The organism is Chroococcidiopsis sp. CCNUC1 (assembly GCF_023546805.1).
GTDB classification, from domain to species: Bacteria; Cyanobacteriota; Cyanobacteriia; order Cyanobacteriales; family Chroococcidiopsidaceae; genus Chroococcidiopsis; species Chroococcidiopsis thermalis.
Genome location: NZ_CP097480.1, coordinates 5042866 through 5057805, shown reverse-complemented (window position 1 = coordinate 5057805; position 14940 = coordinate 5042866). Strand labels below are relative to the sequence as shown.

At 47.3% G+C, this 14940-nt stretch carries 11 protein-coding genes; 7 read left to right on the top strand and 4 right to left on the bottom strand.

What is annotated here, in order from left to right:
• Positions 1 to 12: 12 nt before the first annotated feature.
• On the bottom strand, positions 13 to 1341 hold the full coding sequence (locus tag M5J74_RS23330) for an efflux RND transporter periplasmic adaptor subunit (RefSeq protein WP_250013431.1): 1329 nt from the start codon (positions 1339 to 1341) through the stop codon (positions 13 to 15).
• Between the two features lie 369 nt (positions 1342 to 1710).
• Here M5J74_RS23330 and M5J74_RS23325 point away from each other — a divergent pair, with 369 nt between their 5' ends.
• Both M5J74_RS23325 and ribBA read left to right on the top strand, forming a co-directional pair.
• Positions 1711 to 2541 (top strand): hypothetical protein, encoded by an 831-nt coding sequence (locus tag M5J74_RS23325; RefSeq protein WP_250013429.1) that lies wholly within the window; start codon positions 1711 to 1713, stop codon positions 2539 to 2541.
• 143 nt (positions 2542 to 2684) lie between these two features.
• Positions 2685 to 4361 (top strand): bifunctional 3,4-dihydroxy-2-butanone-4-phosphate synthase/GTP cyclohydrolase II, encoded by a 1677-nt coding sequence (gene ribBA / locus M5J74_RS23320; RefSeq protein ID WP_106169263.1) that lies wholly within the window; start codon positions 2685 to 2687, stop codon positions 4359 to 4361.
• A gap of 117 nt (positions 4362 to 4478) precedes the next feature.
• Here ribBA and M5J74_RS23315 read toward each other — a convergent pair whose 3' ends face one another.
• Complete coding sequence (locus M5J74_RS23315) at positions 4479 to 6485, bottom strand: ATP-binding protein (protein ID WP_250013427.1); 2007 nt, start codon at positions 6483 to 6485, stop codon at positions 4479 to 4481.
• A 361-nt stretch (positions 6486 to 6846) separates the two neighbouring features.
• Here M5J74_RS23315 and M5J74_RS23310 point away from each other — a divergent pair, with 361 nt between their 5' ends.
• Positions 6847 to 9024, top strand: coding sequence for a response regulator (locus M5J74_RS23310; RefSeq protein ID WP_250013426.1), 2178 nt, complete (start codon positions 6847 to 6849; stop codon positions 9022 to 9024).
• On the opposite strand, the gene M5J74_RS23305 is transcribed toward M5J74_RS23310, so the two are convergent.
• Both M5J74_RS23305 and M5J74_RS23300 read right to left on the bottom strand, forming a co-directional pair.
• Entirely contained in the window at positions 8991 to 9155 is a 165-nt protein-coding gene (locus tag M5J74_RS23305) for a hypothetical protein (RefSeq protein WP_250013424.1), read from the bottom strand. The genes M5J74_RS23310 and M5J74_RS23305 overlap by 34 nt on opposite strands.
• Positions 9152 to 10534: an LCP family protein gene (locus tag M5J74_RS23300; RefSeq protein ID WP_250013422.1), complete on the bottom strand. Its 1383-nt coding sequence runs from the start codon at positions 10532 to 10534 to the stop codon at positions 9152 to 9154. Before M5J74_RS23300 ends, M5J74_RS23305 begins: the two co-directional genes overlap by 4 nt.
• 119 nt (positions 10535 to 10653) lie before the next feature.
• Between M5J74_RS23300 and M5J74_RS23295 the strand changes: the two genes are divergently transcribed.
• The 4 genes from M5J74_RS23295 (at position 10654) to M5J74_RS23280 (ending at position 14936) form a co-directional block, all read left to right on the top strand.
• The gene (locus M5J74_RS23295; RefSeq protein ID WP_106166961.1) at positions 10654 to 11715 is read left to right on the top strand and encodes a mannose-1-phosphate guanylyltransferase; all 1062 of its coding nucleotides are present in this window, start codon (positions 10654 to 10656) and stop codon (positions 11713 to 11715) included.
• Between the two features lie 192 nt (positions 11716 to 11907).
• Complete coding sequence (yidD, locus tag M5J74_RS23290; protein WP_106166960.1) at positions 11908 to 12204, top strand: membrane protein insertion efficiency factor YidD; 297 nt, start codon at positions 11908 to 11910, stop codon at positions 12202 to 12204.
• Between the two features lie 129 nt (positions 12205 to 12333).
• A complete protein-coding gene (locus tag M5J74_RS23285) occupies positions 12334 to 13977 on the top strand; it encodes an AarF/ABC1/UbiB kinase family protein (protein WP_106166959.1) in 1644 nt (547 codons plus the stop codon).
• A gap of 95 nt (positions 13978 to 14072) precedes the next feature.
• Positions 14073 to 14936, top strand: a complete 864-nt coding sequence (locus M5J74_RS23280) for a transglutaminase family protein (protein WP_106166958.1) — start codon at positions 14073 to 14075, stop codon at positions 14934 to 14936.
• Positions 14937 to 14940 lie beyond the last annotated feature (4 nt).

Genomic DNA, 14940 nt, shown 5'->3' with positions numbered 1-14940 from the left:
AGTTGATAGCAGTTAACTGTCAACCTTTACTACCGCTCCATCTTTTAATCCATCTCCACCCCGTACGACGATCGCCTGTCCTTGGCTCAGTTGTGGGTTGGCGATCGCCATTTTTTCGCCCATGTCTGCTACGAGTTCGACTTCTAGTTGTCTGGCTTTGCCATCAGCAACAGTAAATACGAGCCAGCGATTTTCCCGCCGAGTCAATGCATCGCGGGGGACGACGAAACTAGGAGTACTGCTGGGTAACTGTAACTGTGCCTGTACTGCCATTCCTGGCAACAGGTTGGCGGGGGGATTTGATAGTCTCACCCGCACTCGCTGCCGTCGGGAAGCTGTATCAGCAGATGGTACGATACCCGTTAATGTAGTGCGATCGCGCCAGTTGGGTAGCGCCCTAGCAGTCAACTCGACAGGCATACCCGCTCTCACACTTCCGCTAAGTGATTCTGGCACTTCCAGAAATACGTCTAACTGAGTGCCATTGACCTTGGTGGCAATCTCATCACCACTTTCTACTAAATCGCCACTGCTGACTTGTCGTGTCTGGATAACACCGCTTGATACTGCCCTGATGCGCGTGCGTTGCAAGGCTAATTCTGCTTGGTTTAATGCAGATTCGGCGGCGGCTACATTAGCTCGTTGCGCGTCAATTTCTTCACGAGTGGGACCAGCGGTGGCTTCTGCTAACTCTGCTTGGGCTTGCATTCGTTCCCCTCTAGCAGCATCTGTCCGCGATTCTGCTTCGACTAATTCCCGGCGCGAGAGTGCGCCAGTATTAACTAGACTTCTGGTTCGGTCTGAATTGTCTTGAGCTTCCTGTTCCCGCGCTTGGGCTGCTCGGACTTCGGCTTGCCTTTGGGCGATGATTTCCTGCCGCGTACCGACTTCTAAGCGTGCTAATTCGCTCCGAGCTTGAGCCAGTCTTGCTCTCGCTTCGGCTACGGCTAAACGCTGATCTGTATCGTCAAGGATGGCTACAACCATACCAGGGGTAATGCGATCGCCTGGTTGGACTAACACTTGTTGCACGACTCCTGATGTTCTGGTGCGGACTGTAGCGCTCTCGCTTGCCTCGACTTGCCCTAACATACTAGTGCTTCGAGTTGCCGTGCCTGAAGTTAAAGCGATTGTCTCTATGGGGCGCGGTGGTTGCGGTTTTGCTGCCGCTGGTGCAGTGGCTTGGCTGGCAGGAGTTAATCCCCGCCCCAGTCCAACTCCTCCAACTCCGACTAGAAGCATGAGTAGCAGCCACCACCGTTTCTGGGAGCGGGGTGACGGCGGCGGAGTCTGCAATTCTTCTCGGTTTGAAACGGAAACTTGGGAATCAGAGGTTGGCACGCTCGATACTCCTATCTCAAGAGTTAACGTTTAATTGTTGACCGTTGACACTCGTAACGCTGTTTTTGTCAAGCTGTTTTTGTTAACTATCTATGCAGCATGGCAAAGGTTGGTCAGTAGCATGAAGTTTGATGGATAAATGTGACATCAATATGACACATTTATTAAATTTTCCTTAAACCTCAATTCGCAAGATTGAATTACGTAAGTTTCACGAAATAATTTATACTGCCAATAGCTAAATCACATAGAGTTTGCTGTCACTACTGCCAGTAACGGAACCATCGGTACTGGTGTGCTGTCAGCGAGAAAAATAGCTCTGGATATAGAACTAGCCTTTTGAGTGAGATTGATGTGAGGAGGATTTTCGTGCCAAAACTAAAACTGAATTCAAGAATTGTGCGATCGCTCGCACCAGCCTTGCCATTAGCCATACCATTAATTGTTTTAGAGGCAATCCCTAGTATTGCTGCCACTTTTGCTAGTTCTGAATCTACAGTTATAATTGACAATTTTAGCCATAACCCCTTCGATAGCGAGGTAATTACTGACACTTTTACGAATACTTTTGCCACAGATGGCAACGTGAATGCTAGTACAGATGCAATAGCAAACTTTATTACGGAACCACCATCTGCTTTTAACTCATCATTTAGTAGTACTGATGGTACTGGTAACAACTACTCCGGTACGGCAGACAGTTTTGCTGGAGTTTTAGGGAACTTTAGCGTCAATAGTGGCGAAACTTTTTCTTTTAATTTCGATGCCGATTTAAATTTAACAACATCCATAGACAATCCACAAACTGAAACTGCGATCGCTGACGGTACGGTTTCTTTTGCCTTATATGATACTAGTAATGTAGATAGTTGGACGCTTCTAGACTCATTTACAATTTCAGGAAATGTGACTTCTGGAAACAACGATTTTCTCAATTTTAATTCCAGTGATGGGACTCAATTAAATCTGAGTAATATTAGTTTGACTACAAATTTTGGTGGCGATCGAGAATCTGCATCAGCTTCAACTGAAGGTCTCTTTTCTCGTACTTTCGATCGCGTGACAAACTTAACCTTAGTAGAAGTCAAGGAAAATCGATCTACTGTTGCCGTACCGGAACCTTCGATTGCTGTTGGCACAATTTTAGGTATCTTTGCCTTGGGATATCGAGCCTGGAATCGGCGAGTCGGGGTGAAATAATAGCTACGTGAGTAAGGGCGCACGGCTATGCGTTCCTACAAATCGCGGATCTCATTTAATTGAAAATGGTTAGATCTCCTTTTATCCCTAGTCCAGTTAAAGCGGCTAAAATCAGAGATAGATTTTGTTTGTGATGTATTTTTGTGCAGCCTCAGAACGCTTCTAATCAATCTTTTGTGTTTGACTCGATCGATGCCGCTCTCGCCGACCTTAAAGCTGGACGCTCTATTGTTGTAGTAGATGACGAAAATCGCGAGAATGAGGGCGACCTCATTTGTGCCGCTCAGTTTGCGACCCCAGACACGATCAATTTCATGGCAGTGGAGGCGCGGGGATTAATCTGTTTGGCAATGACGGGCGAGCGCTTGGACGAACTCGATTTACCGTTGATGGTAACCAATAACACCGACAGTAACCAAACTGCTTTTACAGTAAGTATCGATGCTGCGACACATTTAGGCGTGACGACGGGTATTTCTGCTGAGGATCGCGCCCGCACGATTCAAGTAGCGATTAACCCCGCCACAAAACCCTCAGATCTGCGCCGTCCCGGTCATATTTTTCCCATCCGCGCCAGGACGGGTGGAGTACTCAAACGTGCTGGACATACAGAAGCAGCGATCGATTTAGCTCAATTAGCAGGGCTGTATCCGGCGGGAGTGATCTGTGAAATTCAAAACCCCAATGGTTCAATGGCACGATTGAATCAGTTGATGGAATACGCCAAACATCACCAACTGAAAATTATTAGTATTGCCGATCTGATTAGCTATCGCTTGCAAAACGAGCGATTTGTGACTCGCGAGACTATTGCTCAATTACCGACTTCCTTCGGTGAATTTCAGATCTATGCTTATCGCAACAGCGTAGATAACTCCGAACACGTAGCAATTGTTAAAGGCGATCCGGCTCAATTTCGCGATCGCCCCGTGATGGTGCGGATGCATTCAGAATGTCTCACGGGCGATGCTTTGGGTTCGCTGCGCTGCGACTGTCGGATGCAACTACAAGCAGCTTTGAAAACGATCGAACATGCAGGCGCGGGAGTTGTCGTTTACCTACGTCAAGAGGGAAGAGGCATTGGCTTAATTAACAAATTGAAGGCGTATTCCCTACAAGACATGGGACTAGACACCGTAGAAGCCAACGAACGCCTCGGCTTTCCCGCCGACTTGCGCAACTACGGGGTAGGGGCGCAAATTCTCAACGATCTGGGCGTGAAACAAATTCGGTTAATTACCAACAACCCCCGCAAAATTGCTGGGTTGAAGGGGTACGGTTTAGAAGTCGTCGATCGCGTGCCGCTGCTGATTGAAGCTAACGATTACAACTCTAACTACCTTGCCACCAAAGCCAGCAAGCTAGGGCATATGCTCTTACAAACATACTTGGTTGCTGTGGCAATTCACTGGCAAGAAGAATCTTTATCCGTCACGCAACGTTACGAACGGTTAGAAAAGCTACGACACATAGTCAGGACACATGATTTGCTATTGCAGGAAGAGGCACGACCGTTAGCAGTAGCACTGTTCGGTCAACCTTCCCTAACATTTCACGTTGGCTTAGATCAACCCGAACTAGCTACACCAGACTGGTATCAGCAACCAAATCATCCTTATCTAAAGGCGATCGCGCAAATTCTCGACAGCATATCAACCTTACCCTACGTCCAGCGACTAGAATTTCTCGTTGCCCCCGGTCACGATCCACTCACGGGTCTGCAAGTCCAACTAAACCGACACAACATTGGTACTGACATCTCACCTTCTGCCATCTTCGACCGACTAGAAACCCAGAAGATTTATTGTTTTGGGTGTTAGTTGTCATTGGTCAGTGACTAGCGGCTGGTGGCTAGTGGCTGGTAGTAAATAAAGTGTGGGAAGTGTGGGAGGACACTCGAAGAATCCTCCCCCCGCTCTCCCTTGTCTCCCTGCTCCCTACTCCCTGCTCCCTGCTCCCTCATAAAGAGGTAATTCAATCCAAAATCGGCTTCCTTGCCCTAGTTGCGATTCTACGCCGACGCAGCCGCCCATGCGTTCGATGCTTTTACGCACGATCGCTAAGCCGATGCCCGTACCTGGATAGGTTTCAATTCCGTGCAGGCGCTCGAAAATGCGGAAGATTCGTTCGGTATCGCTTGATGCAATTCCGATGCCGTTATCGATAATCCACAGGCGCACCCATTGCTGTCGATCGCGTTGGGCGAGCTGGTATTTGATTTCAACCTGCGGACGGCTTTCTGGTTTGATAAACTTGAGGGCATTACTGAGCAAATTGGCGATCGCTTGGGTTAGGGTGGGGCTATGTGCCAAAACGGTTGGTAGAGGTGTTGTGACTGTAATTTCTGCCTGCTTTTCTTGTAAATCCATTTCTAATTGTTTGCAGGCAGATTCGATCGTTGCCATTAATGCGACGGGTTGTAAGGTAATTTTCGTGCGCGTCAGCTGGCTGTAGGCTAGTAACTCGGTAATCAGCCGATCCATCTGCACTGCGTCTGCGGTAATTGACTGAAGATATTCGTTACCCAAGTCATCAAGGCGATCGCTATAATCTTCTTTCAATGCTTGGGCAAATCCCTGGATCGTCCGTAGTGGTGCGCGTAAATCGTGGGAAACCGAATAAGCAAAAGCTTCTAATTCTTGATTGATATCCTGAAGTTGTGCCGTGCGATCGCTTACTTTTTGTTCTAAGGTGGCGTTGAGTTGCTGAATTTCGGCGGCGGCGTGTTGACGTTCGGTTAATTGAATTTGCAATTGTTCGTTACTGAGATTGAGTTGCTGCTGTTGCTCGAATAAAGTGCGGACGAGATGCTTTAACGAACGAGATAGTCGCCCAATTTCATCGCTGCTGGTAATTAAAGGTAGTTCTGTATTTGCGTTCCCTTGACGCAGACGATCTGCTGCTGTTGCGATCGCGAGTAAGGGATAGGTGAGGCGACGCATAATAAACCATCCAGCAATGGCGAATAATATCCCTAATGTCAGATCTTGAGTAAAAATCTGCCGTTGTAAAGTTCGCACGGATGCAAGTGCGAGATCGGCTTGTTGCCTCACCACAACCGTCCAACCGAGTCCGGGGTAATTGCGATACCCTGTACTACGGGCAAAACCCGTGAGATAGAGATCGCCGTCCGACCAGGTTTCGAGCGCGTAGCCGTTGCCTTGCTGTTGCAATGTCTGTAGACTAGGCAACGAGGGAATTCTTTCTTGCAGCTCGATGGGCGCGAGTAGCACTTTGCCAGAGGCACTAAAGATGAAAACTTCCACCTGCGATCGATTTTGTAGCGGTTGCAGTAAAGAGTCCCGAATTTCTTTTGCCCACGTCCAACTGAGATGAGCGCCTAGCACGCCTGCATACTGACCCGCCGAGTCAGTCACGGGAGCTGAGATGTCGATAAATCGTAGGGGTTCGTTGGTTGGATTTGGTAGCAGCTTGGCTAAGAGCATGGCTTCGTGAACGTCGCCCACCGCTGCTTGAGTACGGGCGTTTTGAAACCACGGTCGTCGAGCGACGCTGAGATTTTCTAACAGCTTACCCGTACTGACGAGAACCTTACCTGTGGCATCTGTCAAGCCAATCCAGCTATAAGTAGGATAGGTGCTTTGTAGCCTGTCGAGCAGCGATCGCTTTTGGGATCGAGGAGAATTGGGATTGCTGAGCAGATCTAGCTCTGTCAGGTTTTGGATCTCGCGATAGCGCTCGAACATACCGCGATCGAGTTTGTCAGATACTTGGTATGCTAACTGCTCTAACGCAATGCCAGCATCAGTTTTGACGCGATCGCTCGCCGTAGCACTGACCGTAATACTCGCCATGATTGCCATGACTAGCGCGATACTACATATTGTTAAGCCTAGCCGCGCCCTCAAGCTTTGACGCGGATCGAACCGCTTAGCAACGCGATCGAGCAGTTTTTCTGAAGCCAAAACTTGATGAAATGCCATCGGCGTATTTTCTAGTCCAAACTATTTTAGCGAGTGATTTTATGTTGATTTAGACCGATTTTAGCTTTCTTGCCCCGTCGCATCCCAAAATTGCATTGCGATAGTATATGGACGAGTTATTGCTACTTTTTTAGTTCTTTTTCAGTTGTTTAATAATAAGCTGATGTTATTATTTTCTTGCGATATAATGCAAGCGGAATTATTAAAAGAGCAATACCAATTGCTAAAAATTGTATAATTTGTTGCGGAAAATCGATTGCTAAAACTTTCTTAACGACATACCTTAAATTAATCTTCTTTTAATAAGATTTGGATAATGCCATATTACTAAAAATGCTAAAGGAAAAAAATAAAAAATCGAATGTTACGTATTCTGTTGATAGACGATAATCCCAGCGATCGCAAGCTCGAAAGTCGCGAACTTCAACGCGAGTTTGCTGAAATAGAAATTCAAACGGCGATCGATGCAGCTGAGTTTGAACGCACTCTAGCAGCAGGCGGATTCGATCTCGTCATCACAGATCATCAATTGCATTGGAGCGATGGACTAGCTATTTTAGATGCAGTCAAAACTAAGTATCCCGATTGTCCGGTGATTTTATTTACGGATAGCGGTACGGAAGAAGTTGCCGTGACAGCCATGAAGCGGGGAGCGACAGATTACGTCCGTAAGGGAAAACCCTATCGCCTCGCGATCGCCGTGCGCGAAGCTCTAGAAAAGCAAAACCTGCGGCAGGAACGCGCCAAAGCGATCGAACAAATGCAGCTTTCAGAAGCGAATTTACGATTTGCGCTTGAAGCAGCCGATCTCACTGCCTATACTTGGAACCTGCAAACCGGAGAAGTTCGCCGTTTGGAGAATGCGGGTAACGTATCGGAAATTGGTGACGGCGAGATCGTGGGGACATTCGAGCAAGTGTTGAATCTCGTTCATCCCGACGATCGAGAGCTATTTCAAACTGAGATTCAAGCTGCCTTGAAAATAGGAACCTATAGCTGCGAATTTCGCATTCTCAAACCAGATGGCTCAATTGCATGGGTTTTAGATAAAGGACGGGCAATTTACGATCGCTCGGGAAACCCAGTAGGATTGTTTGGCATTGCCTGGGAGATCACGCAACGCAAACAACTCGAACAAGAACAAGCGCGGCTATTCGAGTTAGAGCAAGTTGCCCGTAATGCTGCTGAATCTGCCAACCGGATTAAAGACGAGTTTCTCGCCATGCTTTCGCATGAATTGCGATCGCCATTGAATGCAATTTTAGGTTGGGCGACAATTCTCGAATCGGGACGACGAGATGAAACAACACTACAGCGGGCAATTAGTACGATCTTGCGCAACGCTCAAGTACAAACTCAATTGATTGAAGACCTGCTCGACGTGTCTCGCATCGTTCAGGGTAAATTGAAGTTACAGTTTATTCCACTCAATTTAGCTACCCCAATTCAAGCCGCGATCGAAACAGTTGAGTTGAGCGCTCAAGCCAAATCAATCGATTTACAGATCTTCCTCGATCGCGATCTCGGTTTCGCTTATGGCGATCCCAATCGCTTACAACAAGTTGCCTGGAATCTACTCACAAATGCGATTAAATTCACGCCATTTGGTGGGCGGGTTGAAGTGCGCTTGTCAGTAGCTCCAGAGAGCGAGAAGCCAACCGCAGGAGGTACAGCGTCCCCTGACTTTCTTGTACGGGCGAATGGCTTACCCCCACTCACTACCAATCCAACTTACGCTCAAATTACAGTTAGTGACACTGGTAAAGGTATTGCGACTGAGTTTTTACCCCATGTATTCGAGTTATTTCGGCAAGCGGATGCTTCGACTACCCGCAACTACAAGGGGCTAGGACTTGGCTTGGCGATCGTGCGCTATCTGGTGGAAATGCATGGTGGTTCGGTAGCCGTCGAGAGCCTGGGAGAAGGACAGGGAGCCACGTTTACAGTATTATTGCCTTTGATGGGGATGGAAAGTCGGGAGTCGGTAGGGGCGCACAGCAGTGCGCCCGTACTGGGGAATCGGGAGCCGCACAAGGAGGACAAGGGAGACAAGGAAGAAGCCAAAGCGATCTTTCTCCCTCAGCTTCCTCAGCTTCCTGGGCTCCCTCAGCTCTCTTCTTCTCTCACTCCTCCATTACCGCTCAATAACTTGCGCGTGTTGGTCGTTGATGACGAACCAGATAGCTGTGAAGTGATTGCAGTGATTTTGCAAACGAGCGGTGCAAAGACGTATACTGCTGGCTCAGTACAAGCAGCTTTGCAAGCCCTAGAAGCTTTCCAGCCAGATTTGCTAGTCAGTGACATAGGAATGCCTGGAGAAGATGGATATGCGTTGATTCGTCAGCTCAGAACGAAAACAACAGCACATCGGCAGATTCCGGCGATCGCGATGACAGGATTTGCCAGACTTGAGGATCGGACTCAAGCGATCGCGGCTGGCTTTCAACGTCATTTACCTAAACCCATCGATCCAGACACGCTGATTGCCGTAGTTACAGATTTAATTCAAGAGATAGGTAAGACATTTAATAGTTGGTAGTTGGTAGTTGGTAGTTGGTAGTTGGTAGTTGGTAGTTGCGTTGTGTGTGTTGCGGTGCGGTGTGGTGCGAGATCGAAAGTGGCGAGAGGCAAATTTTGACTTCTGACTTTTGACTTTTGACTTTTGCTCACCGCCAGTCTTTACCAACACGGATTGTGAGCGAAGAATCCAAATCGCCGATCGCGGCGGCTTCAATATTGCCGACACCTAAGATTTGCTGAATTTTAGTTGCTGCTGCGGTATCGCCTTTTTGAGCAATGATATTTGTCTGGCGCTGAATATCCGACCAATCGGAGACTACATAGACGTTGGTAAAGCCTTTTTGCTTGAGATAGCGGACGACTTTTTGACTCAATTGGGGTTTGCCCGAAGCATTTTGCACGGCAATTTTCAGACTTGTCAGCGGTTTGGGTTTGGGTGCAGCCCCAATCGTAGAAGTACCAAAGTACTGACTCATAATCTGGTCTTGACCTGAAGTATAGAGCCAATAGCTGCTGGGGTCTTGACTGTAAGGGCTGAGATCTCCTGGTAATAGAAGCATTTGCCAGTGTTCCGGCTTCATTTGGACGCTAAAACGCACGATCGCCCGCAGTTCTTCTGGGCTGAGATTGGTTTCAACCGCAGTTTGCATAATTTTGGTAATTTCCGGCAGTTGGGGTAGTATTGCCGGACTGGTAAGGCGATCGCGCAAAGCTGCAATCAACATCTGCTGGCGCTGGACGCGATCGAGATCTCCCTGGTTTGAGGCGCGGAAACGAGCAAACTGTTCTGCTTGTTCCCCACTTAAAGTTTGCCAGCCTTGTTCTAGATCGATCTGCAACCGTTGCGTCCGGTCTTGGTATGCCATGCGTTCGGGAACAAATACCTCAATCCCTCCGATTCGATCTACCAATTGCCGCAAAGCATCTGTATTGATGCTGAGATAGCGATCGATCGGGACATTATTTAACGTGCGGCTGACAACTCGCGCTGCTAAAGGTGCGCCTCCCAAGGCATAAGCACGAGAAATTTTATCTAGACCGAGCTTGGGTAAGACAACTTGACTATCTTTAGGAATTGAAAGTACCCTGATGGCTGGGCGAGCGGGGTTGAAGCGGATTAACAGCATTGTATCGCTAGTCCCAGTTGCCGACGCAGATTTAGGATGATACCCGATGGTGTTAGGAGGAGGTTCGATACCCAGAACGAGAATATTTACCGGACGGGAGAGATTGTAGGGCAAGCCATTGCGGAGGAAAGTACTACGCGGTTGCGGAGAGTCTCTAGATAGCAAGTCAGAAGAAGTGCGACTGCCCCAAATTGGTAGTAGCAGCGCCACCATTGCTCCTAGCAAGATCGACAGATTAACTACGCCAATCCAAAATAGGAGACGGTTTCTTGTCATCTGAAACCACAACCAACGGCGAAAAGTCAAGAAATTGTGGCGAGTGACAGACAGCGATCGCCTCACCTCCACTTCTTGCAGTTGTCGTTTCAACCGCCGATCGACTCGTTTTAGTACACCAATCACAACAACTTATTCCCCCAAGCCAAACCCTACAGAAATAGTAATCCAATAAGTTACGATTGCCTTTAGCAAAAGCAAAGTAAACTCGAAAGCAGATTTAACAATTTTTGACGCGAACGCTTATGAATGGTTCTCTCATCCCTGTGATTTTGGCTGGAGGTAAAGGCGAACGTTTTTGGCCCCTCAGCCGCAGGCATCGCCCCAAACAGTTTTTAAGTTTAGATGGTAGCGGTAAAAGTTTACTGCAAGCGACAGCCGATCGCCTCTTACCTCTAGCAGGGAATTGGGAAAATCTCTGGGTGGTGACATCAAGCCAACTTGCCGAGGGAGTAGCCGCACAACTCCCCCAGATGCCAGCCCACAACATTTTGGCAGAACCAGAAGGGCGAGATACAGCCCCAGCCGTAGCTTGGAGTACGTTGGAAATAGCGCAACGCTACGGGGAAGACGCTGTTATAGGTTTTTTTCCTGCCGATCCTTGGATTGGAGATTTGCCAGGGTTTCAACACACTCTACAAGCTGCTGCTCAATTAGCTGCCACCACAGATGCGATCGCCACACTGGGAGTTAAGCCCAGCTACCCGGCAACTGGCTACGGTTATATCGAGCAAGGCGATCGGACTGGAATTTATGGTAACTTACCTGTCTATCGCGTCAACCGCTTTACCGAAAAACCAGACCTACATACAGCCGAAGAATTTCTCTCCACGGGGCGGTTTTGCTGGAATAGCGGCATGTTTATCTTTCGAGCCGGGGTGGTACTCAAAGAACTGCATACCCACGCCCCAGACATCCTCATCCCCCTCAAACAGCAAGGCAGAGCGGCTTACTCCCAGTTGCCCAAAATTAGCATCGATTATGCTCTGATGGAGAAAACCAAACTTGCCTACGTGCTACCAGCCGACTTTGGTTGGGACGATTTAGGCGACTGGAATGCGATCGCCCGTTTGCTCCAAGGAGAAACCCCCAACGTCGAAGTCGGTCATCATGTCGGGCTAGATACCGCAGGCAGCTTAGTTTATGCTGAGAACGACGAAGATGTCGTTGTGACTATTGGCTTAGAAGATGTCGTCATCGTGCGCGATCGTAACGTTACCCTCATCGTCAAGAAAGACCGCACTCAAGAAATCAAACAAGTTTTGAAATTATTGCAGGATAATCCTAAATTTAGTCATTTATTGTAAAGGGGTAATTGGTAGTTGGTAGTTGGTAGTTGGGTGGTGCGTGGCTTGCGACTTGCGACTTGCGACTTGCGACTTGCTACCTCAGCTCCCTCAGCTTCCTCCGCCCCCTCAGCTCTCTTCTTCCCCTTGTGGCAGATGAGTTAAGTTGCTATTTAGGATAGAAATTGACTGTTGGTAGCGAGATGAATAGTTATGCTGACAAGCCAGTGGGATGCAGCCGCCAGAACAGTAGCGTTAAACTTGATTGAGTTTTATCAGAGATCTGTTTCTCCTCGTAAAGGCTTTGATTGCTCGCACAGGATTTTGTATGGCAGCCAATCTTGCTCTGCTTATGTCAAACACTTGCTCGTGCGGCAAAGTCTATTATCAGCCATGAAATTATCAACTCAACGATTTCAGGCTTGTTCCCGTGCCAGGCAAATTCTCAAATCTCAAAAAACGTCTGCTGGCTTCTGCTGCATCGTAATTCCTTGCTGCATACCATTATGAGTAGTCAGTTATTAGTTGTCAGTGACTCGTGGCTAGTGGCTGGTGACTAGTGCGTGAAGAACTTACCAACGACTAATGACTAATGACTAACAACCAATTACCCATTACCCATTACCAACTACCTAAACTGTGTTCCTAACTCAAAACACTTCTCGTCAACGAGAAATCGCTGAAATTCTGTTCCGTAACGGCTGGGACTACATGCGACGGCTGCTAACTGGGGGCAAAACAGACGAGCCTCAGTTACCGACACCAGCCGTATTGCGTAAAATTCTGGTGGATTTGGGACCTGTTTATGTTAAATTCGGGCAGCTCATGTCTACCCGCCCCGATCTATTACCTGCTTCTTATATTGATGAGCTGTCAACCCTACAGGATGATGTTCCACCCGTGCCTTGGGCAGAAATTGAAGTTGCGATTCGCCAACAGCTTAAAAAACCTTTAGAAGAAACTTTCAGTAAAATTAACTTTCAAGCTGTTGCCGCTGGATCGATCGGTCAAATTCATCGTGCTACGTTGACAGATGGTCGAGAAGTTGCTATCAAAGTGCAACGTCCCGGGATTGATGCGATCGTCGCTCAAGATATTTCCTTAATTCAAGGAGTCGCCGATTTAGTAGCGCGAAGTGAGTTCGGTCAGAATTATGAGATTAAATCTTTAGCGAATGAATTTACATCTGCATTAGAGGCAGAACTAGACTTCACGAGAGAAGCACATTTTGCCGAACAATTACGCCGCAATTTGTCAGCTAGTCGGTGGTTCGATCCACAGCAATTAGTCATAGCAGAAATTTTCTGGGACTTGACCACAGAAAAATTGTTAGTGATGGAATGGTTAGATGGAGTCCCTTTATTAGCGGCAAACTTTGCTGAAAATAATGGTGTTTCTCCAGAAACCAAACGACAAGAAATTACGACTTTGCTATTTCGGGCTTTTTTCCAGCAGCTTTATATTGATGGATTCTTCCATGCCGACCCGCATCCCGGCAATATTTTCTATCTCAAAGATGGGCGCGTTGCGCTGTTAGATTGCGGGATGGTAGGCAAACTCGATCCTCGGACTCAGCAAATTTTAGTAGAAATGTTGTTGGCAATTGTTGATATTGACGCTCAACGATGCAGTCAGTTGACATTACAATTGTCAGATTCAGCTCAACCCGTAATTTTATCGCGATTGGAAAACGATTACGATCGCATGTTACGGAAGTACTATAACTTAGATCTGTCTCAAATCAATTTCAGTCAAATTATTTATGAATTACTGCAAGTTGCTCGTAACAATAAAATCCGCTTGCCGAGTAATATGGGTTTGTATGCAAAAACCCTTGCCAATTTGGAAGGATTAGCACGTCAATTTAATCCAGAAATTAATTTTCTCGATGAAGTCAAACCTTTGTTAACAGACTTGTTTCGTCGCCAGTTATTAGGCAATCGTCCTGTAGAATCTTTATTACGAACAGCCCTCGATATCAAAAGTCTTTCGCTGCAATCCCCCCGCCAGATCGAACTGTTATTAGACCGCGTGACCTCAGAGACATTGCAATGGAATTTATCGGTACGGGGATTAGATAGCATACGTCGTACCCTTGATGACTCTGCTAACCGCCTCTCGTTTAGCGTATTAGTTGGCTCGTTAATTATGGGCGCAGCGATTATTTCTTCCAAAGCCCAGACAGCACAGCTATCGTGGCTCAGTAGCGTCCTATTTGCAGTAGCAAGTTTGTTGGGATTGTGGCTGATTTTTAGTATCCTGCGATCGGGGCGTTTGCGGTAGGCTTTGTTAAAGCTAGACGAGCCTGCTCAACTTTCAAATCTTCAATAAGAATCGCTCCTCATGTTCCCATTTAAGACTCACGACTCACCGCCTTAATGCAATATCAAATCGTACACAAAACAATCTACACCTACAGCCAACCAATAACTTTAGAGCCGCACACAATTCGATTGCGCCCTCGGTCGGATGGATGGCAAACGTTGCAGAACTTTGAACTAGAGATATTGCCAACTCCCGTGAGTCAGTCTCAAATTATCGATTTGGATGGCAATGCGGCAATTAAAGTTTGGTTTGGTTCGCAAACTACAGAATTATTAGAAATTCAAACGCGATCGCAAGTAGAAACTCACTGCACCAATCCGTTTGGTTTTCTGTTAGAACCGTGGGCGAATAAACTACCAATTGATTATCCAACTTCGTTGCGATCGCAACTCCAACCATATCTACAAGGATATTGGAATACAGCAGGAATAGATCCAATTGCCATTCAACTGGCACAAGAAATTCATCACGCCCAAAATGGGGAAACGGTAGGATTTTTAACAGCACTAAACGAACGAATTTATCAAAATTGCCAGCAAGTTATTCGCGAGACGGGCGCACCTTTACCTCCAAGTATTACTTGGACAGAAAAATCTGGTTCTTGTCGCGATTCAGCAATTTTATTTATGGAAGTTTGTCGTGCTATAGGTCTAGCAGCACGTTTTGTTAGTGGCTACCAAGAAGGCGACCCCGATGCAAACGATCGCCATCTTCACGCTTGGGCTGAGGTGTTCTTACCAGGCGGGGGCTGGCGGGGTTTCGACCCTACACACGGGTTAGCTGTGGCTGACGGTCACATTGCTGTAGCTGCTAGTGCCATTCCTCAAAGTGCCGCACCAGTCAAAGGTGGATACAAAGGAAAAGCACAGTCAGAGTTAAAATACAAGTTATCGATTCAACCTGCGATGGGACAATAGATTT

Bases quoted from the DNA above. Each gene is read 5' to 3' on its own strand.
- M5J74_RS23315 (WP_250013427.1), bottom strand. From the start codon at position 6,485: ATGGCATTTCATCAAGTTTTGGCTTCAGAAAAACTGCTCGATCGCGTT.
- M5J74_RS23310 (WP_250013426.1), top strand. From the start codon at position 6,847: ATGTTACGTATTCTGTTGATAGACGATAATCCCAGCGATCGCAAGCTC.
- M5J74_RS23295 (WP_106166961.1), top strand. From the start codon at position 10,654: ATGAATGGTTCTCTCATCCCTGTGATTTTGGCTGGAGGTAAAGGCGAA.
- yidD (WP_106166960.1), top strand. From the start codon at position 11,908: ATGCTGACAAGCCAGTGGGATGCAGCCGCCAGAACAGTAGCGTTAAAC.
- M5J74_RS23280 (WP_106166958.1), top strand. From the start codon at position 14,073: ATGCAATATCAAATCGTACACAAAACAATCTACACCTACAGCCAACCA.